This is a genomic window from Bacillus sp. TL12, from assembly GCF_022625245.1.
Lineage (GTDB): Bacteria > Bacillota > Bacilli > Bacillales > Bacillaceae_G > Bacillus_A.
Genome location: NZ_JAJJBY010000016.1, coordinates 60,803 through 85,387, shown reverse-complemented (window position 1 = coordinate 85,387; position 24,585 = coordinate 60,803). Strand labels below are relative to the sequence as shown.

General features: G+C 35.7%; 24 protein-coding genes. 8 read left to right on the top strand and 16 right to left on the bottom strand.

Going from position 1 to position 24,585, the window contains the following annotated elements; all coding sequences use genetic code 11:
- Window positions 1–26 precede the first annotated feature (26 nt).
- From LOK41_RS16260 to LOK41_RS16235, 6 genes are all read right to left on the bottom strand, one after another.
- Window positions 27–407 (bottom strand): hypothetical protein, encoded by a 381-nt coding sequence (locus LOK41_RS16260; protein WP_241817431.1) that lies wholly within the window; start codon window positions 405–407, stop codon window positions 27–29.
- A gap of 210 nt (window positions 408–617) precedes the next feature.
- On the bottom strand, window positions 618–1,871 hold the full coding sequence (locus LOK41_RS16255) for an ATP-binding protein (RefSeq protein ID WP_241817430.1): 1,254 nt from the start codon (window positions 1,869–1,871) through the stop codon (window positions 618–620).
- Between the two features lie 498 nt (window positions 1,872–2,369).
- Entirely contained in the window at window positions 2,370–3,038 is a 669-nt protein-coding gene (locus LOK41_RS16250) for an LSm family protein (RefSeq protein WP_241817429.1), read from the bottom strand.
- Window positions 3,039–3,242: 204 nt separating this feature from the next.
- Window positions 3,243–3,692 carry a spore coat protein gene (locus tag LOK41_RS16245; RefSeq protein WP_241817428.1) on the bottom strand — a complete coding sequence of 150 codons (450 nt, stop codon included), beginning with the start codon at window positions 3,690–3,692 and terminating at the stop codon, window positions 3,243–3,245.
- 108 nt (window positions 3,693–3,800) lie between these two features.
- Window positions 3,801–4,271, bottom strand: coding sequence for a spore coat protein (locus tag LOK41_RS16240; protein WP_241817427.1), 471 nt, complete (start codon window positions 4,269–4,271; stop codon window positions 3,801–3,803).
- 322 nt (window positions 4,272–4,593) lie between these two features.
- On the bottom strand, window positions 4,594–4,833 hold the full coding sequence (locus LOK41_RS16235; RefSeq protein WP_241817426.1) for a helix-turn-helix domain-containing protein: 240 nt from the start codon (window positions 4,831–4,833) through the stop codon (window positions 4,594–4,596).
- A 190-nt stretch (window positions 4,834–5,023) separates the two neighbouring features.
- Between LOK41_RS16235 and LOK41_RS16230 the strand changes: the two genes are divergently transcribed.
- The gene (locus LOK41_RS16230; protein WP_241817425.1) at window positions 5,024–5,392 is read left to right on the top strand and encodes a hypothetical protein; all 369 of its coding nucleotides are present in this window, start codon (window positions 5,024–5,026) and stop codon (window positions 5,390–5,392) included.
- 289 nt (window positions 5,393–5,681) lie between these two features.
- On the opposite strand, the gene LOK41_RS16225 is transcribed toward LOK41_RS16230, so the two are convergent.
- Window positions 5,682–6,731, bottom strand: a complete 1,050-nt coding sequence (locus LOK41_RS16225) for an NAD(P)/FAD-dependent oxidoreductase (protein WP_241817424.1) — start codon at window positions 6,729–6,731, stop codon at window positions 5,682–5,684.
- A gap of 315 nt (window positions 6,732–7,046) precedes the next feature.
- Here LOK41_RS16225 and LOK41_RS16220 point away from each other — a divergent pair, with 315 nt between their 5' ends.
- From LOK41_RS16220 to LOK41_RS16210, 3 genes are read left to right on the top strand one after another with little or no spacing between them, the layout of a single operon-like run.
- Window positions 7,047–7,970 carry an iron-hydroxamate ABC transporter substrate-binding protein gene (locus tag LOK41_RS16220; protein ID WP_241817423.1) on the top strand — a complete coding sequence of 308 codons (924 nt, stop codon included), beginning with the start codon at window positions 7,047–7,049 and terminating at the stop codon, window positions 7,968–7,970.
- A gap of 51 nt (window positions 7,971–8,021) precedes the next feature.
- Entirely contained in the window at window positions 8,022–9,056 is a 1,035-nt protein-coding gene (locus LOK41_RS16215; RefSeq protein WP_241817422.1) for a FecCD family ABC transporter permease, read from the top strand.
- Window positions 9,053–10,054 (top strand): FecCD family ABC transporter permease, encoded by a 1,002-nt coding sequence (locus LOK41_RS16210; protein ID WP_241817421.1) that lies wholly within the window; start codon window positions 9,053–9,055, stop codon window positions 10,052–10,054. Before LOK41_RS16215 ends, LOK41_RS16210 begins: the two co-directional genes overlap by 4 nt.
- 54 nt (window positions 10,055–10,108) lie before the next feature.
- Here the strand turns inward: LOK41_RS16210 and LOK41_RS16205 are convergent, their stop codons facing one another.
- The 3 genes from LOK41_RS16205 to mtnK all read right to left on the bottom strand — a co-directional run bounded on the left by LOK41_RS16205 (window position 10,109) and on the right by mtnK (window position 13,418).
- Window positions 10,109–10,750 carry an L-fuculose-phosphate aldolase gene (locus tag LOK41_RS16205; protein ID WP_241817420.1) on the bottom strand — a complete coding sequence of 214 codons (642 nt, stop codon included), beginning with the start codon at window positions 10,748–10,750 and terminating at the stop codon, window positions 10,109–10,111.
- 385 nt (window positions 10,751–11,135) lie between these two features.
- Complete coding sequence (gene mtnA, locus LOK41_RS16200; protein ID WP_241817419.1) at window positions 11,136–12,176, bottom strand: S-methyl-5-thioribose-1-phosphate isomerase; 1,041 nt, start codon at window positions 12,174–12,176, stop codon at window positions 11,136–11,138.
- Between the two features lie 12 nt (window positions 12,177–12,188).
- Window positions 12,189–13,418, bottom strand: a complete 1,230-nt coding sequence (gene mtnK, locus LOK41_RS16195) for an S-methyl-5-thioribose kinase (RefSeq protein ID WP_241817418.1) — start codon at window positions 13,416–13,418, stop codon at window positions 12,189–12,191.
- 718 nt (window positions 13,419–14,136) lie between these two features.
- Here mtnK and ahpC point away from each other — a divergent pair.
- Both ahpC and ahpF read left to right on the top strand, forming a co-directional pair.
- Window positions 14,137–14,700 (top strand): alkyl hydroperoxide reductase subunit C, encoded by a 564-nt coding sequence (gene ahpC, locus LOK41_RS16190; RefSeq protein ID WP_241817417.1) that lies wholly within the window; start codon window positions 14,137–14,139, stop codon window positions 14,698–14,700.
- Between the two features lie 14 nt (window positions 14,701–14,714).
- Complete coding sequence (ahpF, locus tag LOK41_RS16185) at window positions 14,715–16,241, top strand: alkyl hydroperoxide reductase subunit F (protein WP_241817416.1); 1,527 nt, start codon at window positions 14,715–14,717, stop codon at window positions 16,239–16,241.
- Between the two features lie 85 nt (window positions 16,242–16,326).
- Here the strand turns inward: ahpF and LOK41_RS16180 are convergent, their stop codons facing one another.
- Window positions 16,327–16,944 carry a class I SAM-dependent methyltransferase gene (locus LOK41_RS16180; protein ID WP_241817415.1) on the bottom strand — a complete coding sequence of 206 codons (618 nt, stop codon included), beginning with the start codon at window positions 16,942–16,944 and terminating at the stop codon, window positions 16,327–16,329.
- A 277-nt stretch (window positions 16,945–17,221) separates the two neighbouring features.
- Complete coding sequence (locus tag LOK41_RS16175) at window positions 17,222–18,328, bottom strand: M20 peptidase aminoacylase family protein (RefSeq protein WP_241817414.1); 1,107 nt, start codon at window positions 18,326–18,328, stop codon at window positions 17,222–17,224.
- A gap of 240 nt (window positions 18,329–18,568) precedes the next feature.
- Between LOK41_RS16175 and LOK41_RS16170 the strand changes: the two genes are divergently transcribed.
- Both LOK41_RS16170 and LOK41_RS16165 read left to right on the top strand, forming a co-directional pair.
- Window positions 18,569–19,678, top strand: coding sequence for a mandelate racemase/muconate lactonizing enzyme family protein (locus LOK41_RS16170; RefSeq protein ID WP_241817413.1), 1,110 nt, complete (start codon window positions 18,569–18,571; stop codon window positions 19,676–19,678).
- A 13-nt stretch (window positions 19,679–19,691) separates the two neighbouring features.
- Window positions 19,692–20,387 carry an N-acetyltransferase gene (locus LOK41_RS16165; protein WP_241817412.1) on the top strand — a complete coding sequence of 232 codons (696 nt, stop codon included), beginning with the start codon at window positions 19,692–19,694 and terminating at the stop codon, window positions 20,385–20,387.
- A 177-nt stretch (window positions 20,388–20,564) separates the two neighbouring features.
- Here LOK41_RS16165 and LOK41_RS16160 read toward each other — a convergent pair whose 3' ends face one another.
- From LOK41_RS16160 to LOK41_RS16145, 4 genes are all read right to left on the bottom strand, one after another.
- Entirely contained in the window at window positions 20,565–21,272 is a 708-nt protein-coding gene (locus LOK41_RS16160) for a M48 family metallopeptidase (protein WP_241817411.1), read from the bottom strand.
- A 123-nt stretch (window positions 21,273–21,395) separates the two neighbouring features.
- Entirely contained in the window at window positions 21,396–21,926 is a 531-nt protein-coding gene (locus LOK41_RS16155; protein WP_241817410.1) for a YehS family protein, read from the bottom strand.
- A gap of 183 nt (window positions 21,927–22,109) precedes the next feature.
- Window positions 22,110–22,958 carry a pyridoxamine kinase gene (locus LOK41_RS16150; RefSeq protein WP_241817409.1) on the bottom strand — a complete coding sequence of 283 codons (849 nt, stop codon included), beginning with the start codon at window positions 22,956–22,958 and terminating at the stop codon, window positions 22,110–22,112.
- Between the two features lie 496 nt (window positions 22,959–23,454).
- The gene (locus tag LOK41_RS16145; protein WP_241817408.1) at window positions 23,455–24,432 is read right to left on the bottom strand and encodes a tRNA dihydrouridine synthase; all 978 of its coding nucleotides are present in this window, start codon (window positions 24,430–24,432) and stop codon (window positions 23,455–23,457) included.
- Window positions 24,433–24,585: the final 153 nt, after the last annotated feature.

The following is a 24,585-nucleotide window of genomic DNA, read 5'->3' as shown; positions in this document are numbered from 1 at the left end:
TTCTTGCAATAAAAAAGCAGAGATCATCATTGATCTCTGCTTCGATATTTTCGGTTTAAATGAAAGAAAAATTGTTCAATACGAGGACGAGCCCATGCAAAATAATCTTTATCTTTCTTTTTCGTACAAATGATTTCTTCACCGTCAACCATTCCAACAAGCTCTAGTTCTAACAATTGCCTCGTAAATTCTAGAATGTTTACTTCTTCTTTTGGATATTCTTCCTTTAATTTTTCTTCGATTTCTCCTAATGAAAAGCCGTCACGCATCATTGCAAGTGCATCAATACAAAGTGGCGGCATTTCATACTTTTCGCCTGTAATTGTATCTTTTACAATATAATTCTTTTGTTCTTTTCGAAATTGAATCGTGTGTAAACATACAGTCGAATTTAATGTTAATTCCATCATACCACCTCTTTCATAATATCTGCATAGAAAAAAGGATGCGTGTGCACCCCTCTTTTTAGTTCACGTAAAACAAAAAACTACAAACCGTTATATGAGCAACAAGCTACATACCGATATTTTTCTCTATTATAAACTAAGTGTTTTATAAAAAAAAGCATTCTCGAATCTTTTTATAAAATGTTTATATTTACACAACAAGAGCACTTTTCAGAAAAGTGCTCTTGTTTCTAATTTCGATATAGTTGGCAATGTTATTTTTACTTTTGTCCCTTCACAAACATCACTTTCAAATTTGATATTACCTTGATGTTCTGCAATGATTTTGTGTGTAATAATTAAGCCAAGGCCAGTTCCATTCTCCTTTGTTGTATAAACAGCTTTTCCTAGCTTTTCTATTTTTTCACTATTCATACCGCATCCTTCATCCTGAATGCAAATATAAATTTTTTCTTCAGTTGTTTTAGATGCGTAAACCTTCAAGCTTCCACCATCCATCATAGATTCAATTCCGTTTTTAACAACATTTAATAAGACTTGCTTTAATTGTTTTTCGTCACCTTTTATATTAGGTAGGTCTCCATCTACCTGTATATCAATTTTTACAGCGTACTGCATTGCATAACTTTCCATCAATTGAACAACATATAACAAAATCTTTTGCATATCACACAATTGATAAGTTGTTGGTCTTGGCTTTCCAAGTAGCATTAATTCACTAACAAACCCATTGATTCTCTCAATTTCTTGTAGCATAATATCGTAACTAACAGCATCAGTTGGATTGCGTTCCTTTTGAATTTGAGTAAACCCTTTTAAAGCGGTTAGCGGGTTTCGAATTTCATGCCCAATTGCTGTAGACATTTTTCCAATCAACACAAGATTCTCAGTTTTTTCCTTATCTTTCAACACTGTCACCACTGTGCGAACGTACGATTGAAATCTTTTTAATAAAGAATTAGAAATGATGAAGAAAAAGATACACAACACTAAAGGGATGACCACTTTTATATCTTGTAGTACTACAGTAAAAAACGTATATTTACCAATTACACTGAAAGCAACTAAATAAAAATATCTTTTATTTACAAAAACCGGTGCAAAAAGTATTAGAAATATTTCTACCATATTTCCATTTTCAAATACGCGATCTGTTTTTAAATAAATCATTAAATTATTGATAACATCAATTAGCATATAGCCCATTGAAAATAAATATTTAACAGCATATGTATGCCCTATCTTTTGAAGATACATTGAAGTTGGAAATAACAAACTTACAAAAATATATATCCAAAACCCTAGTCCACCCTCTGGCCATCCGACTTGCGCTTCATTTATGTTCATTACAGGATATATGTAATAATATATAATGTCATATATAAAAAAAATAATATAGAATAGCAATAAAAATACTTTTAATGCTTCCTTTTCTTCCCGCATTAAGCTTTGAAATTTACTCATCCAAATAACCCCTCTTAAGCAATATAACAGTGATGTTGCATTGGTTAATTCTTTAAATTGTACTTATGAAATTGTTGTCACAGCAACCTGTAATTCTTTAACCCTATTTAATTTAAATAGGGATTCCTCTCTATCTAATTATTATGTCATACAAATTTTATAATACTATCATCCCATAGGAAATAGCTATTATATACCTAAATAAAAAACGATATAAGGTGAAAATTCAATCAGCCCTCACCAATCAGGCTTTTACAGGTAGTTGGTCCACCTCCTAACTTCTTTAGAAAAGCGGAAGCGGCTCGCTCAGAATCGCAGGACATTGGAGCCCCCTCGGACGAGGGGGCGAAACGACCGGAAATTCTAACCACTAGGGCTGGACAATACTTTCGCTGAATTTTGAGGTAGGATTCTTACTGCCCCCGAATAACTGGATAAAAATAGGCTCGACCTTTTCTTCTACATATATAAAAGAAAAAGCAAGCCTTCTTAACTCGCTTACGGAAAATGAACCGATTTTACATGTTGAATATTTAAATATATTTTTTCATCGCGCGCCTTGACTAATTCAATATGACTATCTTCAATTTTCGTCATCTTCCCAATTTTATTTGCATGTTCTCCTAAATCAAACACCATCATTTTTCCTGACATTTTGATTAGCTGTTCTTCAAATGTTCTAGCTAGGGTAATATTTAATGGATTAACTGGAAGTTCATTTCTACTGAGGGAGTACGGAATTTGATTTTCTTGATAGGGGATTAACCATTTTAGATGTTTTAAAGAAATATATACTATTTTATAAACGGGGCTATAGAATACTAAATAATCATTCATAACACCTGTAACATAACCATGGATAGAGTGATCACCCGCCACATAAACCTCTGTAAAAATCCCTTTAGCTGTGCTCAAGACTTTTCGTAGGGAAATGGACGGCGACTCGATTTTCATGATAGAATCCATTTCTGTTCTTTGTATTTCGGCCACAAAATTCGCCATAAATTTATAATATTGAATATGATATAAGGAAATGTAGATGTAATCTTTTCCATCAAAAATAACAACAATATCATTGCCCACATCAATTAATATTCCTTTAAACCTTTTATCACCAACTAATGTAACATAGATATATTCTCCAATATTTTTGCTTAGTTCACTCATCTTTATCCTCCTTTGTTCAAAGAGTGGCTTCCTCTCTTTCTCTCATTCACATGTAGCTAAAAAAGAATAATAAGGGGAAAGCATGTATGCAGAACGACACAATAACCTCTGCCCACCAGCATAAATAGCAGAGGGGACATTTAAACTATAGTAAAATAATAGCAATTCAACTAAAAATATTTTCCTCCTCTTACTAATCAAACATTACTCTTCTTCATCTTTATTAGTTTGAACGATTTGATTCACGTTTTTAATGTGAACATTAATAACGTAGATTACTTCATCACGGTTTATTAGTGTAACGTACTCTTCATTTACTTCACTTAATACCCCTTCTACACTTTCTAGTCCCCCACGATTGATTTTGATCCATTTATATTTAAGACTACCTAGTATCTCTTGAAAGGTGGTACCATCCACATAATATTGCTCAATAAAATAAGGACTTAATCCTATATCTTTTTTCTTTTTCATAACACCCTTTACATGCCGCCGTTGATAATAAATGACTTCTCCCGTATTTCCTTGCAAAATGAGATAATCACCGCCTACCTCTAACAAAACACCCGTACAGCTTTCCGGCCCTCCAAGATTTACTTTTACGCTTTGATAAATCCAGCTTTCTATTTGATTTTCAGGTAATATATTTTCCAATTTTATCCCTCCTTTTGCTTTATTACGATTTGCCTCGATTATCCACTTGATTGTCTTATTCCTCTTACTTTTTGAATATGAAACATATATTATATTTTGATTGGATTATTAGTTATTTGACTGATAGTCTTGATAACCATATATTTCATCTTCTAGTGCCTGTATGTCATAATTTACATTTTTAATATGAAAATGCGGAATCTGTACAATTTCCTCTTTTACAATTAATGTCACATATTCAGAAGAAACATCTTGTAGAATTCCTTCAATCTTTTCTAGACCGCCGCAATTAATTTTTACCCAACGGTGCTTTAAAATTTGTAGTAAACCTTGAAAATCTTCACCTTCTGCAAATGTTGGTAAAATTCCAATATCTGCAGCAACGTCTTTTGCATTCTTTGTAATATTTTTTAGATGTTGAAGTTGATAATAGTAAAATGTTTTGTTTTCACTTAATAAAATGAAATAATCCAAATACACTGCGACCACTGTACCTTTTTGGGACTCTGGTCCACCTCGATTCACTCTAACACTTTCTCCAATCAATCCATACAGCAAGTCACTACTAATGGTGCTCATGAGAAAACTCCTTTCAGTGTCTTATAAGTCGTTTGCACTGATAGTATATGTATCTATACAGGTTACGTTCTCTATGATTGTCTCATTATACAAAAATATGTTTTTAACACGGGAGTACATATATCCCTTATGTATAAAAGACTAACATGGCTTCTATCAATGCCCATCCTGAAATTAGCCCTCCATCTTATACAAAAAACTTTATTATTTCATCATAAAAAATACCGTTTCAAGATGCTTATCCTATAGCTCTTGAAACGGTATTTATAAAACTGGTTCTGTATAATTTTTCATAGAATACGACGCTATAACTCCAAGAAAATTAATCTTCGTCTTTTACATCCATATCCTCTGGAATTGGCTCATTTAATATTTCTTCTACTAACTGCTTATATTTTTCCATTTGCTCTAAATGTGTGTTGAACTGTTCTTTATTCAGCAAATATTGCTCACCGTCATACAAAGCTCGAATTCGTTTTTGTTGAACTAATTCTTCAACGTAAGATTCAGGAAGATTTAAATATTCTGCTGCTTCTTTTATCGTTATATACAATGGTTTCATTCCCTTATTATTTTTTCCTATACAGCATTCATCTTACTTTATTATAGGACACTTTTGTAAACAAAATAAAAAGATTTTGTAAATCCAAATCAAAAAGCAGGTAGATGCATTCCATATAATGTATAATAATATAGTGAGTATTCAAAAAATACAGATGGCATTTATCCATTTACAAAAGGAGAGTTAACACATGGCAACTCGTCACATCATTACAATGTTAGAGCAATCATTACAGGCGGAAACAACAAACACTGCTGCTCAACTTTCTAAAGCTTTACCAAAAAGAATTATTGAGCAAACGAAGACTGCAAATGAAGACGCAAACTATAATACTATTGGGGAATGGTATCAAAATCATTTCTTATTCAAGCAAGATGATTTTCTCTGGGCTAAATATGCTTACTATGACGCATACTGCGAAGCATTCCAAAGCAAAGGGCAACTTACAAAACGTGTACGTCAAATACTAGAATCTGTTGCTAGAAAACATGGAAAACAATACATCTCTTCTGTGCAAAATAAACAATTTCCTGATCAGTACACACAAGGAACAGCATAATTTTCCTTATCTTTAAAAAAGAAATGAAAAATTTTACAAATAAAATGTTCCCGTCTCTGTATTCTCTTCTTTCAAAATACATGTAAAAGACGTGAACTGAAGAAATCGGTGCAATACAAATGATAAAAAAAAGAGTAAACAGATAAATACCCAGCCTCCTTCCTTACTTAATAAAGATAGGAAAGTAACTGGGTGTTTATTTGTTATCAAAGGTAATTGAAACATCTTTCATATATCTGCTACGAAAAAGAAAATGAGATTTACACTCATTTTCCCTCTGTTTTTTCTTCTATTTCATCATTTGCTTAATAAGCTCCCTATTACGCTGTTTGAATACATCATTATGCGATGATACCATTCCATATTCACTCGCATCTGGCTGAATAAATTGTTTTGCTTTATTTACAGCATTTCCAGCATCTTGGAAAGCACCCGCAATTAAATGTAATTTCCCTTCATGCTTTAAAATATCTCCAGCAGCATATAGTCCTTCTATTGAAGATTCACTATTCGTACTCCCAGCAATAAAATAATCATCAGCAATTTCAACATTCAAATCGCTATTTTCCAATAATGTCATATCACGTTCATAACCGTGATTAATGATTACCTCATCAATTGGTAAATAGGAAATTTCTCCTGTTTCATGATTAGTCAGTTCCACACGTTCAATTGCTTCATGATTTTCGCCTGCAATTAATTTCGTAATCGATGTATGAAAGATACAGGAAACTGAACTGTTCATAAGTTGAGTAACTTGCGCTTCATGACCAACTAAAGCATCTTTTCTATATGTTAAATAAACTTTTTTCGCAATTGGCTCTAATTCATTTGCCCAATCTATCGCAGAGTTCCCTCCACCTGAAACGATGACAGTCTTATCTTTAAAGTGCTTTAAAGATTTAACAGTATAATTTAAATTCGATACTTCAAATCTCTCTGCCCCTTCAATTGCTAGCTTTTGTGGCTTTAATATGCCGCTTCCAGTAGCTACAATAACTGTTTTTGAAAAATGCTTTTGGCCATAGGAAGTTCTTAACACAAAAATACCCTCTTGATTCTTAGTAATCGATTCTACTTTTTCATTTAATACTACTTCTGGATGAAAGGTTAATCCTTGCTCAACAAGCTGATCAATTAACTTTGCTCCAGTAACTGGTGGCAATCCCCCGATATCCCAAATCATTTTCTCAGGATAAACATGTACTTTCCCACCTAACTGTGGTTGAAATTCAATTATTTTTGTTTTCATTTCTCTAAGCCCACTATAAAACGCTGAGTACAGCCCTGCTGGACCTCCTCCAATCACGGTCACATCAAATAATTCTTCTAGATTCATTTGTGCTCACTCCTCGACCATTTTTTAAATGATTATCATTCTCAGTAAAATATACCTTTTTTCCGTTAGATTTACAATCAAAATTACTATTGACAAGACAAAAAGATAAAATTATATTATTTAAAGAGTTAGTATTGATAATCATTATCAATATGTAAACTATTAACAAAATTGGAGGGAAAATAACTATTTATTTATAACTCACTCAATATTTCATGGTAATAAATCTCAATTTCAAGATTTATAAGAACAATTAAAACACCTATCTTGTTAGAAAACTATACATTCCATACACTTTATAAAAGGAGAAGAAAAATGAAAAAATTATTCATTTCACTTACAGTTCTATTCGTACTCGTTATGAGTGCTTGTAGCAACGGCTCGACAGATAAGAAAAACGATTCAACTGCAAAGGGAAGTAAATCAGAAACAATTACGTACCAATCTGAAAATGGTAAAGTTGAAGTTCCTGCAAATCCAAAACGTGTTGTTGTACTATCATCATTCGCAGGTAACGTGATGTCTTTAGGTGTTAATCTTGTTGGTGTAGATTCATGGTCTAAAATGAACCCACGTTTTGAAAAACAATTAAAAGATGTTACAGAAGTATCTGATGAAAATGTTGAAAAGATTATCGAATTAAATCCAGATTTAATCATTGGTTTATCAAACATTAAAAATATCGATAAGTTAAAGAAAATCGCTCCTACTGTAACATTCACATATGGAAAAGTAGACTACTTAACACAACATTTAGAAATCGGTAAATTATTAAATAAAGAAAAAGAAGCAAAAGCTTGGGTTGATGATTTCAAAAAACGTGCGCAAGCTGCTGGAGAAGATATTAGAGCAAAAATCGGTGAAGATACAACTGTTTCTGTTATCGAAAACTTTGACAAACAAATTTATGTATTCGGCGATAACTGGGGTCGTGGAACAGAAATTCTTTATCAAGAAATGAAATTAAAAATGCCTGAAAAAGTAAAAGAAAAAGCCTTAAAAGATGGCTATTATGCATTATCTGCTGAAGTTCTACCTGAGTACGCTGGAGATTACTTAATTATTAGTAAAAACAACGATACGAATAATTCATTCCAAGAAACAGAATCGTATAAAAACATTCCAGCTGTTAAAAACAATAAAGCATTTGAAGTAAACGCGAAAGAATTCTATTTTAATGATCCAATTACATTAGACTTCCAACTAGATTTCTTCAAGAAAAGCTTTCTTGGTAAATAATATAACAACAATGAGGAATTCTTATTTAAAGAATTCCTCTTCCTTTATTCTATGAAAAGAAAAGATGTGAAACTAATGACAAAAGACAATCTACGTTCCACTTCCTTTGTGTACAAGCTCATTTTAGGAATCATTGTGTTCTTTATTATATTTATGATTGCTATGGTATTTGGCGCAGCAGATACCACTATAAAGGATGTATGGATAGCGCTTACTTCTAATGCTAATGGAGAAAAATTCTCCCTCATCCGTGAACTTCGCTTACCACGTGAAATTGCAGCCATTTTTGTTGGAGCTGGACTCGCTGTTTCTGGTGCGATTATGCAAGGCATCACGCGAAACCCACTCGCTGATCCAGGATTACTTGGGCTAACTGGCGGTGCAAATGCTGCACTCGCGATTACAATTGCATTTATCCCTTCTGTAAATTATTTTTATATGATGATTGCTTGCTTTATCGGGGCTGCTGTCGGGGCCATTATGGTTTTCGGGATTGGTATGATGAAAAAAGGTGGGCTTTCGCCTCTTCGAATTGTACTAGCCGGGGCTGCTGTTTCTGCATTCTTAATCGCTGTTTCAGAGGGAATCGGAATTTACTTTAAAATCTCACAAGACGTATCTATGTGGACTGCTGGGGGTGTAATTGGGACATCATGGAGCCAATTACAAGTTATTGTTCCAGTTATTTCAGTTAGCATATTCATTGCAATTTTATTTTCAAAGAAATTGACCATTCTTAGCTTAAGTGAAGAAGTAGCCGTTGGATTAGGCCAAAAAATTATCGTCATTAAAACCATTCTTTTTATCGTTATCATTTTACTTGCTGGTGCTTCTGTTGCACTTGTTGGGAATATGGCATTTATCGGTTTAATGGTACCTCATATGGTCCGCCCTATTGTCGGACCTGACTATCGGTTTGTTATACCAATGTCTGCTATTGCGGGTGCTTCCTTTATGCTATTAGCAGACACACTTGGACGCACAATTAACGCTCCCTATGAAACGCCAATAGCTGCCATTATCGCAATCGTAGGCTTACCATTCTTCCTATTTATCGTACGTAAAGGAGGAAGATCGTTCTCATGATTCAACAAGCTAAAAGACAAAGAGTAATCGTACTTGCCTTACTTATACTTATTGCAGCGACCATTACAATTGGAATGGGCCTAGGAGCAGCTTCATTATCCTATGATAGACTACTGCCTACACTATTGGGCCAAGGTACATTTAAAGAAGAATTTATTTTATTTTCTCTTCGATTACCGCGAATTGTGATTACACTATTAGCTGGTATGGCACTTGCCTTATCAGGAGCTATATTACAAGGAATAACGCGTAATGATTTAGCCGAGCCTGGTATTATCGGTATTAACTCAGGAGCAGGCGTTGCGGTTGCTGTTTTCTTTTTATATTTTCCAGTAGACGCAGGTTCATTTGTTTATTTCCTACCAATTGTAGGATTTATCGGTGCCTTTCTTACAGCTTGTCTCATCTATGTATTTTCATATAGTAAAACTGCTGGTCTTCAGCCAATAAGACTGACACTAACAGGAATTGGATTTTCATTTGCTCTTTCTGGAATGATGATTGTTCTCATTTCATCGGCTGAGCGTGCAAAAGTAGACTTTATCGCAAAATGGATTGCCGGAAACATTTGGGGAGATGACTGGGTTTTTGTTCTCGCCCTTCTTCCATGGTTAGCTGTACTCATTCCATTTACTCTCTATAAAGCAAATCGCTTAAATCTCCTTGCTTTAAACGAGCATGTAGCAATTGGCGTTGGTATCGCGCTCGAAAAAGAACGTCGTTCACTCCTCATAGCTGCCGTCGCATTAGCAGCTTCTGCCGTTTCAGTGACAGGAGGAATCGCCTTTATCGGGCTTATGGCTCCTCACATCGCAAAGTCTTTAGTTGGGCCAAGGCATCAACTGTTCATCCCTGTCGCTATATTAATTGGCGGATGGCTATTATTACTTGCAGATACAATTGGTCGTCATATTGTAGAACCAAGTGAAATTCCTGCGGGGGTCATGGTTGCTTTAATTGGAGCTCCTTATTTTATGTATCTATTATTGAAGAAATAGAAAAAATCCCTTGAGAATAAAGTTGTTCTCAAGGGATTTTTCTATTCATTAATCTTACTGTTGACCATACCCATCAAACTTTTTCGCCAATGTTGCCATCTCTTCTTCTGGCAACAATTTCGGCTCTCCAATACACTTCGTTTGATAGTAAATTTGTGCGCAAAACTCAATTTCTTCCGCAACAGTAAACGCCATTTTTATATTGTTCCCACCAGCCATTAAACCATGATTAGCAAGTAAGACTGCACGACGGTCAATCATGCCTTCAAAAGCTGCCTCAGCTAATTCTTTTGTTCCGAATGTTTCATAAGGTGCACAGCGTACATTCGGCCCTGCGAAAGCGATTAAATAAGATACTGCTGGAAGTTCCCATCCTAATGATGCAATTGTTTTTGCATAAGGCGAGTGAGTGTGCACAAGCGCATTGATATCCTCACGCTTTCTATAATAAATAAGATGCATATCCAGTTCACTTGAAGGCCTTCTTTCACCTTCTACAATCTCACCATCTAAATTCAATATAACTACATCTTCAGGCGTTGTTTCAAAATAATCTAAGCCACTTGGGCTTATTGCAACAAGACCTTGCTCACGATTAAAGATACTAATATTACCGCCTGTTCCCTTTGTTAATCCGCTAGTGATCATTTTCTTACCATACGCTACAATCTCTTCTCTTTCTTTTTGTAGTAACATATTTATACCCCCCTTGATGTGAACCTTGTGATGACTAGTTTGCTAAAATAATTGGTGTACCATATTCTTTATAGTTGTTAATATACAAATCTATTTTGATTTTTCAACATATAATCCCCTGCTATGAAGAACAAAAGGTGACCTGCACTCTTTTTCTCTCTTTGTTTTAACTTGGCATGTGGCAGGAAAAAGACCTGACCGCTTCTATGCATGGCTAGATGCTCTCTCCCACCTAAAAAGAATAATCTTATGTCGGTTTTTCAATTTGTATTTATATACATTCTTGCTAAAATGGTGTTAGTGGCACCATTGTATCTGTAATAATTTTTGTAATGCACTGTTTATTACACACTTCATAAAAATAGATTTATATATTTCATAATGACTAAAATAGCTTTCTTAAGTTCTCAGTAAATGGAGCCCTAACAATCCCCTTTTCCGTAATAATTGCTGTTACATTCTCATGCGGTGTTACATCAAATGCTGGATTATATACTTTACTTTCTTTTGGAGCTGAATATTGTCCAAATCGATTAATTACTTCAGAAGCATCTCGCTCTTCAATTGGAATTTCCTTACCTGTTGGTGTTTTTAAGTCAATTGTCGGCGTTGGTGCTGCGACATAGAATGGGATGTTATAGTATTTTGCTAAAATGGATACACCAAGTGTTCCAATTTTATTTGCCACATCACCATTTGCTGCTACGCGGTCACAACCAACTATAACTGCGTCAATTTTCCCTTGTGACATAACCATCGCCGCCATGTTATCGGTAATGACAGTTACATCAATACCAGCTCTCTGTAATTCTAGTGCTGTTAGTGTTGATCCTTGTAATCTAGGACGGGTCTCATCAGAATAAATTTTTAAGTCCCATCCCTTTTCTTTGGCTAAGTACATCGGCGCTGTTGCAGTACCATATTTCGTTGTTGCTAAAGCACCAGCGTTACAGTGCGTAAGTACACCCATACCATCTTGGAACAATGTTAATGCATGCTCTCCAATTTGACGGTTAATTTCTTCGTCTTCTTTATGAATTGCTTTTGCTTCCTCTAACAACCTATTTTTTAATTCATCGATAGATAAATGGGAATGTTCTTTTGCCACATTTTCCATTCTCTCAAGCGCCCAAAATAAGTTTACTGCTGTTGGTCTTGACGTCGCTAAGTATGTGCAGACCTTTTTTACTTCTCCTATAAATGACTCCAACGAATCTTCAGATGCTTCCTTTACACCTAAATACACACCGTAAGCTGCTGAAACACCAATTGCTGGTGCCCCGCGCACTTTCATGACTTGAATGGCATCCCATACACCCTCAGCTGTTGTAAAAGATTCATAGACTACCTCATTCGGTAATAACGTTTGATCTAATAAAACTAAAGCATCATCTTTCCACTGAATTGGTATTAATTGCTCTGACATTGTCTTCTCTCCTTACTTTGCACTATGCATAGACTGTTCTTTTAGCGTTTGTAAAAAGCTCGTTCCTGTTCTATATTCATCTGCTCGTAAAATAAATTCCTTCGCTGCTTGTAAACAAATACGTTCTGCTCTCGCACGAGATTCATCATTAGGAATCGATGTAATATCTTTCACCTTCGCTAATCCGACAATGCGACGTATTAACTCAAGTCCCGTCACAGCAGCCGTATCCTCTAATATAGACTGTAAATACCAACAATCAAATCCAGTTTCCTTTGCCATAATCTCTGTTACATGAATATCCCATGCTTCTAAAAATTTCTTCTCAAATAAGTCGATTACATCTATAATCGTAGATTCCAACCAACTCATATATGTATCTTTCTCTACTCCATCGGCCATCACCACATCAGCATTTACCCAAGCAAACATTAAATTTGCCATCACATTCCCAACGTCATATCCCATCGGGCCATAGAAAGCAAACTCTGGATCAATCACCTTTGTAGAGTCTTTTCTTACAAACACAGAACCAGTATGTAAATCACCATGAAGTAATGCCTGCGCATTCGTCATAAATGAAAATTTACGTTTTGCTACTTCTAGACGAAGCTGATCATCTCCATATATATGCTCCCGAATCCATCCTTCATTTAGTGAAAACAGTTCGTTGCGTTTGTTATGATCTGTAAAAGGCTCAGAGTATACAAGATCTTCCGTAATTTCACATAGCTCAGGATTCATATAATTTTTTACAAGTTCCTTCTTCTCTTTATGATTCATTACTACATCAGATGTTAGGAAAAGCGTATTGACCATAAAAGTCGTTAAATCATCCGCAAGCTTTGGAAATATTTGATGGTTAATAAGTGCGGTCCGCAAAATCGTATGGTCTGATAAATCTTCCATCACACAGCAATTCATCACGCTATCAAATACATACACATCAGGTACAAGTCCAGATGCCAGCTTCCCCTCTAGCTGCAACACATTTGACTCAATACGAATTCGATTTGTAGATAGTTTAAACTCATCTGAAATACGCGCTGTATCCCCAGCTTGCTTCACAATGACAGAGGTTCCATTTTTCTCATCCCAAACACGAAACACATAATTTAAATTGCCATCCCCAATTTCTTTACACTGTAAGCCCTTTATATTTTCAAACTTAGGTAACTTCTCTTTCACATACTCAATCACATCATTAGCTTCCATTAAAAAATACTCTGTGAACTTAGCCATGGTTTCTCCCTCCACACTAAATGTAAGCGTTTTCTAAAAGCCGTAAAAAATAATAGATTGAAAGCTTTGTGCTCAATCTATGTTATAGATTGTTCTTTTTGTATCATATGTTGTTCGAAACGAACATCTAATTTTTATTATAGCTTGCTGAAAATGGGAGTCAACGTTTCTTTTCATACATAAAGTAAAACTTTAATCAGTGGTTTTCTTCTATCCTCCACATAACTTCTTTGCCTTTGCTGAATTTTAAGGTCAGGTTCTTACCATTCGTTAATATAGAATACAACTTAAGAATAACTAAAATTCCTCATCTATCCTAATCTATTCACTTTTTTATTCATCATTCCGATGCACATAATCATATTATTATTCTCTAACGAAATAAGGATTGCTATGAAACAAATCATAGAAAAAGATTCGCTTGAAATTTCAAATAATATTCAAATTATAATTAGAGTTATTGATGGTATCTTCTACTATAATAGAATGAAAAGGAATAAATTTTACCAGTATCGCATCCATTTTAAGAGAAAGAACCTTATATTTCTAAATCAATTGATAATTCTTTTCAATAAAGTTGTACATTCCCCTTGACAAAATAAACAATTTTATATGATAATAAATATCGAATTAGAATTATTATAGTTAATTAAAAACTTTATTTTATGAGCAAGCTAATTTATGTTGCTTAAAACCCACATTTAGGAGGAATTTTAATATGTTATTAATCGGCACAGAAGTAAAACCTTTTAAAGCAAATGCTTACCATAATGGAGAGTTTATCCAAGTTACTGATGAAAGTTTCAAAGGCAAATGGAGCGTAGTTTGCTTCTACCCAGCAGACTTCACATTTGTATGCCCAACTGAACTTGAAGATTTACAAAACCAATACGCAACTTTAAAAGAACTAGGCGTTGAAGTATACTCTGTATCTACAGACACTCACTTCACACATAAAGCATGGCATGATAGCTCAGAAACTATCGGCAAAATCGAATACATTATGATTGGTGACCCAACTCGCACAATCACTAGCAACTTCGACGTATTAGTTGAAGAAGAAGGTCTTGCTGCTCGTGCTACATTCATCATCGACCCAGACGGAATTATCCAATCTGTAGAAATCAATGCTGACGGTATCGGCCGCGATGCAAGCATTCTTGCTAACAAAATTAAAGCAGCACAATACGTTCGCAACAATCCAGGCGAAGTTTGCCCAGCTAAATGGAAAGAAGGCGCTGCAACACTTAAACCAAGCCTTGACCTTGTAGGTAAAATCTAAGGAGCGCGATCAAAATGATACTAGATGCAGACATAAAAACACAATTAGCCCAATACCTTCAATTAATGGAGAACGATATCTTACTTAAAGTTAGCGCAGGATCCGATGACGTATCTAAAGATATGTTAGCTCTAGTGGATGAATTAGCTACTATGTCATCTAAGATTACAGTAGAAAAAGTAGAACTTGAGAGAACACCAAGCTTTAGCGTAAATCGCATCGGTGAAGACACTGGAGTAACTTTCGCTGGTATTCCTTTAGGACACGAATTTACTTCATTAGTGCTAGCTTTACTGCAAGTGAGTGGACGTGCTCCAAAAGTTGAGCAAAAAGTAATCGATCAAGTTAAAAACATTCAAGGTGAGTATCACTTTGAATCTTATATCAGCCTAAGCTGTCATAATTGCCCTGATGTTGTACAAGCAATTAACGTAATGAGCGTTCTTAATCCTGGTATTACACATACTATGATTGACGGCGCTGCATTCAAAGAAGAAGTAGAAAGCAAAGACATCATGGCAGTACCAACTGTTTACCTAAATGGCGAATCTTTCGGTAGTGGTCGTATGACACTTGAAGAAATTCTTGCTAAGATGGGTAACGGTCCTGATGCATCAGAGTTCGCTGATAAAGATCCATACGATGTTCTTATTGTTGGTGGCGGCCCAGCTGGTGCAAGTGCAGCAATTTATGCAGCACGTAAAGGTATCCGCACAGGTATCGTTGCTGAGCGCTTCGGTGGTCAAGTAATGGATACGATGGGCATTGAGAACTTCATCAGCGTAAAACGCACTGAAGGTCCTAAACTAGTAGCAAGCCTTGAAGAGCACGTAAAAGAGTACGACATTGATGTAATGAATCTACAACGTGCAAAACGTTTAGAAAAGAAAGAACTTATTGAAGTGGAACTTGAAAACGGTGCTGTTCTGAAAAGTAAGAGCGTAATCGTTTCAACAGGTGCTCGTTGGCGCAATGTTGGCGTACCAGGTGAAGCTGAGTTCAAAAACAAAGGTGTAGCATACTGCCCTCACTGTGACGGCCCATTATTCACTGGAAAACACGTAGCAGTTATCGGCGGCGGTAACTCTGGTATTGAAGCAGCAATCGACTTAGCAGGTATCGTAAAACACGTAACTGTTCTTGAATTCATGCCAGAATTAAAAGCTGATGCTGTCTTGCAAGATCGTCTTTACAGCTTACCTAACGTAACTGTTCTAATGAACGTTCAAACGAAAGAAATTACTGGTACTGACACAGTAAACGGTATTTCTTACATCGACCGTGAAACAGAAGAAGTTCATCACATCGAACTTCAAGGTGTATTCGTTCAAATCGGTCTTGTGCCAAACACAGATTGGTTAGGCGACACAGTTGAACGCGTTCGTGGTGAGATCGTAACAGACAAGCACGGTGCTACAAACGTACCAGGAGTGTTTGCTGCAGGTGACTGTACAAATAATCCATACAAACAAATTATTATTTCTATGGGATCAGGTGCGAATGCAGCTTTAGGTGCATTTGATTACTTAATCCGTAACTAATAAAACGGACGTGAGTCATACGTTTTATTAATAAATATGATTTACAAAAATGGCTGTACTATCAATTAGATAGCACAGCCATTTTTTATCTTCCCATTACTCCTAATCTATAAATTAAAAACCTTTCATTCCCATTCTTCTCATAAGCGCCCGGCAATCTAACTTCCTTCTTCAACTCAAATGCCGTCTGATTCTCTAGGAAAAAGATATAATCCTCCGATGGATAATACAAAATAATATCAATGTCTCTTTCTATTTCCTCCACTGAAAGCAATATGTTATTTACGACATTCATAAATACTTGCACAGAAAATGGATTAAAGAAATAAAATCGGTTATCACGTGAATCAATTTCATATTCCTGTGCTAAACAACATTGAAACTCAATTTTATTCTTACTACTCTTCGCCTTTCTCGCGTAACGTTCACGATTTTCCATCGCTTCTTTAAAGAATTCTTCATTCATTTCAATTCCAACTGCTGAAGCACCGCACTTATGATGAATATAAAAGTTTAACCGCCCTTTTCCGCACCCAAAATCTACAATCTGGTCATGACTACTTATTTCATATTGATTCAACAGTTCTTCTAGCCCGCTATATGGCGTTGGTTCGTAACGATGATAATGGAGAGACTTATTGAATCCTTTTTGCTCTCCTACTGTTTTTATATTTAATACCGCATCATAATATTGTTCGTTCATTGTTTTTCTCCCGTTAAGAAATAATACTTTTTATTATACACCACAGAAAAAAGCCTGATAAAATCAGGCCTTTCAGATTGTAATGGAAAACAAGAATTGGTAAATGAAATTTTATCAGCGTTTTTTCAAATATATCGACCATTTCTCACAATATATCGGCGCAAATTCAAATATATCGGCGATTCGACAAAGGATATCGACCAAGCAACAAATACCGACAAAAAATCTGCCGGTACTTGTTTCCTGATACTCTAAAAAGTTCGATAAAATTAGGATTTTATTTTAAAGCTTTCAGCACAGTTTGTTTCAATATTTCTACTCCATCCATTATACAAGCGTGATCAAACACCATATGAGGGTGGTGTAATCCTGGCTTTAAATCCGCCCCTAATCCTAACATAACAGCTTTTAAATGAGGCCTTTTAACCGTATAGTAATGAAAATCATCACTCCCTGTTGTATAAAGCGGCCATGCGCAACCTTCCTCTCCATATATTTCAAGAATTCCTTTACGCATGATTTGTTCTGCCTCTTCCGATACCTCTGCCCCAGGTGCAATGTCAACCCATTCGTAAGAAATCTTCGTTCCCATTGATTCAGCTGACTGAATGAAATGCTCTATCTTTTTCATTAACTCTTCTAGCAATATATTACTCTCAGCTCTTACATCCAAACCGAATTGCCCATTCCCTGGAATGATATTTAAATTGTCTCCACCAGCTTGGCATTTCGTCATTTTGACAGAGTATGATTTCTGCGGTGAGAGCCAAATGTTTTTTAATCCGATATTAATCATAGAGATGACATCAATCGCATTCACACCTTGATGGGGCCTTGCTCCGTGCGCATCATCCCCATGTATATTCGCTTCTAAAAACCCTGCTGCCCCGTGTCGGATAGATGGTGCAGCTTTTTTTAAAGGGAGTTCCTCAATTGGGCGTAAATGAACACCAAATAAGAAATCAACGTCATCTACAGCGCCCTTCTCCACCATCTTCAGTGCACCATTCCCTTTTTCTTCTGCTGGTTGGAAAATAAATCGAACTGTTCCTTTTCCCCAATTTTCTCGTTTCAACTGTAAAACAAGCCCCATCACAATTGTCATATGAGCATCGTGACCGCAGGAATGATTCGCTTTCAATTCCCCATCAACTTCTTGCCACAATGCATCCATATCGGCACGGATCGCGATAACTGGGTTTCCCATTCCAATTTCAGCTATAACGCCAGGACAATCATCAAATACTTTATATGAAATTCCTTCTTCTTCTAGAAATTTAGTAATATAAGCTGTTGTCTCATATTCCTTCCAACTTACTTCAGGGTTTTCGTGTAAATGCTGAAAAATTTCAGTTAAACGTTCTTGTAGCTCTAATGTTTTCAACTTTCTAGTCTCCTTCCTAAATTCGAAGCAGTTTTTCATTTATAAAAAATCCTATTTCGAAAAACATATTGAATATTCACTCAAATGTCAATAGATTGTCCCTTCATTTCTTTTGAAATATAATAAGATAATTAAGATTAAAATTCTGAAAATTCTTTTTAAAATTACTCATCATTTGTCTAAACTCCTTATGAATATGTGTAACTTTAAATCTATGATACAAAGGACGTGAATTATCTAATGAAAATTACAGCCATTCATCTTTACGCAATTCGTTTACCACTTCGAAATCCATTTATTATTAGCTACGGCACTTATTATGATATGCCTTCTATCATTGTCAAAATCGAAACAGATGAAGGTATTGTCGGTTACGGCGAAAGTGTAGCTGATGATCACGTTACAGGTGAATCATGGGAAAGTACTTTCCATACTTTAAAACATACACTAGCTCCTGCTCTAATCGGGAAGAATCCAATGAACATCGAGAAAATACATGATATTATGGACAGCACCATTTACGGTGTTCCTACAGCAAAAGCAGCTATCGATATTGCTTGCTTTGATGTAATGGGTAAAAAATTGAATCAACCTGTATATCAATTAATCGGTGGTCGTTATCATGAAGATTTTCCAATTACTCATGTTTTAAGCATCGCTTCTCCAGCAGATATGGCAGAAGAAGCTGCTTCCATGATAAAGAAAGGCTATCAATCTTTTAAAATGAAGGTCGGGACAGATGTCAAAGGAGATGTGAAAAGAATTGAAGCTGTACGAGAACGTGTAGGAAATGATATCGCCATTCGCGTTGATGTAAACCAAGGATGGAAAAATAGCGCGAACACATTAACCGCACTTCGTTCATTAGGACATTTAAACATCGATTGGATTGAACAACCTGTTGTAGCGGATGATATTGACGCAATGGCTCATATTCGTTCTAAAACAGACCTCCCACTTATGATTGATGAAGGACTAAAAGGCTCTCGTGAAATGCGTCAAATTATTAAATTAGACGCAGCTGATAAAGTGAATATAAAACTAATGAAATGCGGCGGCATCTATCCGGCCGTCAAACTCGCTCATCAAGCTGAAATGGCCGGTATTGAATGTCAAGTTGGTTCCATGGTCGAATCATCTGTTGCATCTTCTGCAGGATTCCATGTTGCTTTTTCGAAAAAAATCATCACGAGCGTTGAACTAACAGGACCGTTAAAATTCACAAAAGATGTCGGTAACCTCTCCTATGACGTACCTTTTATTCGCCTAACAGAAAAACCTGGATTAGGCGTTGATATTAATGAAGATATACTGAATGAATTAACCGTTTTTCAAGACGCTATTCGCTAAAGGAGGCCACAACATGAACACTCTTTATGAAGGAACATTGAAACAAAATGAACAAAGATTCAAGGTCGCACCATTATCTTTAGATCACATCGAGCAAATCCTATCATTACAAGATATTGTAATTGAAGCATTAGAAAATAAAAATAGTTTGCAACCTCTTACGTTAGAAGAATATCAATATATATTAAATGGGAATGGCCTAATGATTGGTGCATTTGTAGATCAAGAACTGATCGCATTTCGTGCACTCCTAGCTCCCCCTATCGATGACGAACATTTAGGACTTGATATCGGTTTAGCGCATGAAGAATTAGACCGTGTTATCTATCAAGAAATCTCAAATGTTCATCCAAAGTACCGCGGTAATGGAATGCAAAAAATATTAGCGAAAGTGATTATGGAAGAACTGCAGCAAGCCAATAGCAAATACGATTACGTTTGTTGTACGGTTGCGCCTTTTAACATTCCTAGTTTAAAAGATAAATTTGCGCAAGGGATGGAGATTGCTGCGCTGAAGGAGAAGTATGGCGGGAGTATGCGGTATGTTTTTGTAAAAGAGTTGCATCAAGATAAAGAAAGAGATTGGACGGATGTTAGAAGCGTTCCGATGAGTAATACTAGTGAACAGCAGACATTGCTTACAGAAGGGTATCGTGGATATAAAATGGAGAAAATAGATGTGAGTTTTATTGTGAAGTTTGGGCGATGATTCCTATGCAAAAATAAGAGGATGTCACCTAGTCAAAAGTTTGACTAGGTGACATCCCTTTTTATTCTCTTCTTGGTGAACAGTGCCATAGTAAATGAAATTATATCAGCGATTTTTTGAATATATCGATTTACCGACAAAGATTGACAATAGGCGCAACCTATATAATACGCACTACTAAACCGTCATCTTCCAACTCGATAACGCTAACCAATTTTCCATTTCCTTATAATCAGGCATTATCTTCCCAACAAGGCGCCAAAAAGAGCGATCATGATTTAAATGAACCATATGACACATTTCATGAACAACTACATAGTCAATTACCCTCTGTGGTGCCATTGCTAGCTTCCAATTAAACGTTAATTGTAAATTTGAATCACAAGTTCCCCATGTACGGTTACTATCTGAAATACGGATCGAACGTGGTTTTGTTTTAAAATTACTTTGATACGATTTCACACTCTTCTCTACTAACGATTTACACTGCTTATAGTAAAATCGCTTTAAAGCTTGTTGTATTTTCTCATTCTTAAGCTCTTTCACATAAATATGTAGCTTATTCCCTTCAAAAACTGCATTGTCTTGATCAATAGTTGTATCTTGAGAAATCTGTATCGGATACGTATTTCCTAAATAGAGAAAGCCCTCGCCTTGATCATAAGCCTTTTCCTGTGGACCACGCACTCTCTCCTGCATTTCCTTACGTGTTTTCTGAATCCAATCCCATTTCTCCTCTAACAATTGGATTATATATTCAACAGGTGTACTTTTCGGAGCTTGCACTTCCACATTCCCGTAAGAATCTACATAAAGACGTACTGATTTTTTCTTCTTATAATTTATATGAAAATGAATTGTCTCATCTAAATATGTATGTACCATTTCATCACCTAACGTATTCGTTCATAATTATTTTTACAAATAAAAAAAGAGTAGGATACAAACGTCCTACTCTACCTATTATATCATTTACTGTTTCAACATAATTTTTACAACACTTATTCCTTATCCTCTATACTTTACAGCTAATCCCTTTACAAAATTCCTTGCGTATCTATCACCGCATTCTTTGTAATTCTTATGGCCTTTCTTTCTTAATAGAGCGCCTAACTCTCCCTTTGTCACCTTAACTCCTACGCTATCTAATATAGTAAGTACATCCTCACTCGTTAATGATAGTGCTATTTTCATTTTCTTTAGAAGAAGGTTATTGGCACTCTCATTACTCTGTAAAGGCATCGTTTGTCCAGCTGGTTGCCCTGGTTTCGGATCTTGTTTTCCTCTTTTTAAAGTAATAAATCCATTTAAAAATGACTCTAACATCATCATATCGCATGTTAGTACGTAATCATTTTCAACTACGTCATCATTGTCAGCTTCATGTTGGGGACTTTTCTTTACTTTTGTAAGCATATCAACTACTTCTTCCTTCGTTACTTCAATGCCACCAAGTTTAAATATTTCCACCATATCTATATCTTTTATATCCATAGCGTATCTTACTCTTTTTAATATATCGTTGTTGCTCATTGCCATTGTTTTTCCTCCTGAAATGTTAATTATTTATACAGCAGTTAAAGTGTATTCTCTAACACGCTTTAAACTATTATGTTAAAATAGCATCACTAAGAACCGTCCTTAAGATTGTATCTCCGAGCACTTTTAAGCTAATGTCGTTAAATTAATACTTTAACATTTTATCCCGATTAAAGTTTCACTTTATAATAACATTCTCAAATATTTTTCGAAGTTAACTCCCTCTACTTCAGGAATTTTCTCCAAGGAAGTATCATGAATGGATGCTGTTAGAAATGCCTCTGCAAGCTGTACGGATTTTTCTAGGTCCTCTCCTCGCATCATGCTTCCCATTATGACAGAAGCAAATAAATCCCCCGTACCAGAATAACTTTTACCATTATACGGAATTGTGCTATAAAAGGTTTTATTCCCGTCCAGATACATATTCCCGATAAACTGCTTATCTGGATCTGCTGACGGTGGATTCACGCCAGTTATGATCACCTTAGCATCAGTTTCTTGCTGCAATGTCTTTCCAGCTTCTTCTAACGCTTCGATAAAATCACTTTCATTTAAATAGCTATATAGTTTTTCATAAGATAATCCGGTTAATAGACAGCATTCCGTTACATTTGGTGTAATCACATCTGCACATTTCACAAGTTCTCTCATTCGCACTAGCAATTCTTCTGTAAAAAGTTTATAGGCCTCACCTATATCCCCCATCACAGGATCAACAAGCAAGATGGTTTCTTTTGTATGAAATTTATCTAAAAAACGAAAAATATTATCAATTTGCTCTCGGCCAGTTACGAAACCAGTATAGATTCCATCAAAAGTTACATGAAGCTTGCTCCATTCCTCTTCGAAATATTGCATTTTAGATGTAAAGTCTTCACAAAAAAAACTTGGATAACCTGTTTGTGCAGACAATATAGCAGTTGGTAAAGGACATGCCTGCACCCCCATTACCGAAAGAACCGGAATCGCAGCTGTTAATGAACATTTTCCAAAAGATGATAAATCCTGTATTACAGCGACTTTTTTCATAATAACCTCCATAAGATCTATCCCACTTAAGCTTTATTCATATTATCACAAATGAAAAATGGAAAAATCCCCGATAATCCCGAGGAAAACTTCACCATTTACCTTTCAACTAAGTTAAATGGCTTTCTTACACTAAAGAACTTACGCCTTCAATTCTACATTCACTAGTAGAAAGCATCTCTTATGATACCGTTGGGAAATATTCGGATTCAATATAGTTTCGTTAATCCTTTTAAAAAAACTTAAAAAAGCAGCGCCCCCCTTATCAGAGAGCTGGCTGCTTTATTTTAAAATAAGTACCGCCACACACTCCACATATGCAGAGTGTATGTGGCAACACAGGGGTGCTGGTGATTTTATTACATTCTTAAGACCTTTTTCTTTCAGAAAACAGACTTTATCAAAACAAAAGTTTCTGTCTACAAAGGAACTCGAAACTAAATAAAATAAGTATCCATAAATTGATGCAATTCATTTCCCTCTAACTTTTTGAGAGTTACATCATTTCACTGTCCGCGTTTTTTTCAAAGTTATCAAGCAATGCACGCACTTCATCTGTTGATTTCGTGCTCATCAATTGATTTCTTAATTCAGCAGCTCCATGGAATCCTTTGACATAAATTTTGAAAAAGCGATGAAGCCCTGTGATTGAACGTGGCAGTACTTCCGCATATTGATCTTGAAGATCAAGCTGCAGTCTTAAAAGATCAAGGTATTCTTTACTACTATGCTCTTTTGGCTCTTTTTCAAAAGCAAAAGGATTTTTAAAAATACCGCGCCCAATCATAACGCCATCAATACCATATTGTTCAGCAAGCTGCAGCCCAGTTTGACGGTCAGGGATGTCTCCATTGATTGTTAGTAACGTATTTGGTGCGATACGGTCACGTAATTTTTTGATCTCCGGAATTAGCTCCCAATGCGCATCTACTTGGCTCATTTCTTCTCTTGTACGTAAATGAATAGAAAGGTTCGCAATATCCTGTTTGAAAATATGCGTTAACCACTCCTCCCACTCATTTACCTCCTTAAAGCCAAGTCGTGTTTTCACGCTGACAGGCAGTCCGCCCGCTTTTGCTGCTTGAATAAGTTCTGCCGCAACGTCTGGACGCAGAATGAGGCCACTACCTTTCCCTCTTGATGCCACATTCGGTACAGGGCAGCCCATATTAATATCGATGCCTTTAAATCCTAGCTCTGCCATGCCAATACTCATTTGACGGAAATATTCGGGATTATCCCCCCAAATATGTGCCACCATTGGCTGTTCATCTTCTGTAAAAATTAAACGGCCACGTACACTTTTCATACCCTCTGGATGGCAATAGCTATCCGAGTTTGTAAACTCTGTGAAGAATACATCCGGTCGACCGGCTTCACTTACTACGTGACGAAAAACAACATCTGTCACATCTTCCATTGGTGCAAGTACAAAAAATGGTCGTGGTAAATCACGCCAAAAATTATCTATCATTTCAAACTCAAATCCTCTCAATATGAATACAACTTCAAACTCTCGGTCAAAAAATATAAAGCCAAATGTTCCACTTCTTTTACACTTATATCATGCTTCATAACTTATTATCAAACACAAGTACATTTATAATTTGTGAAAATCGACAATATT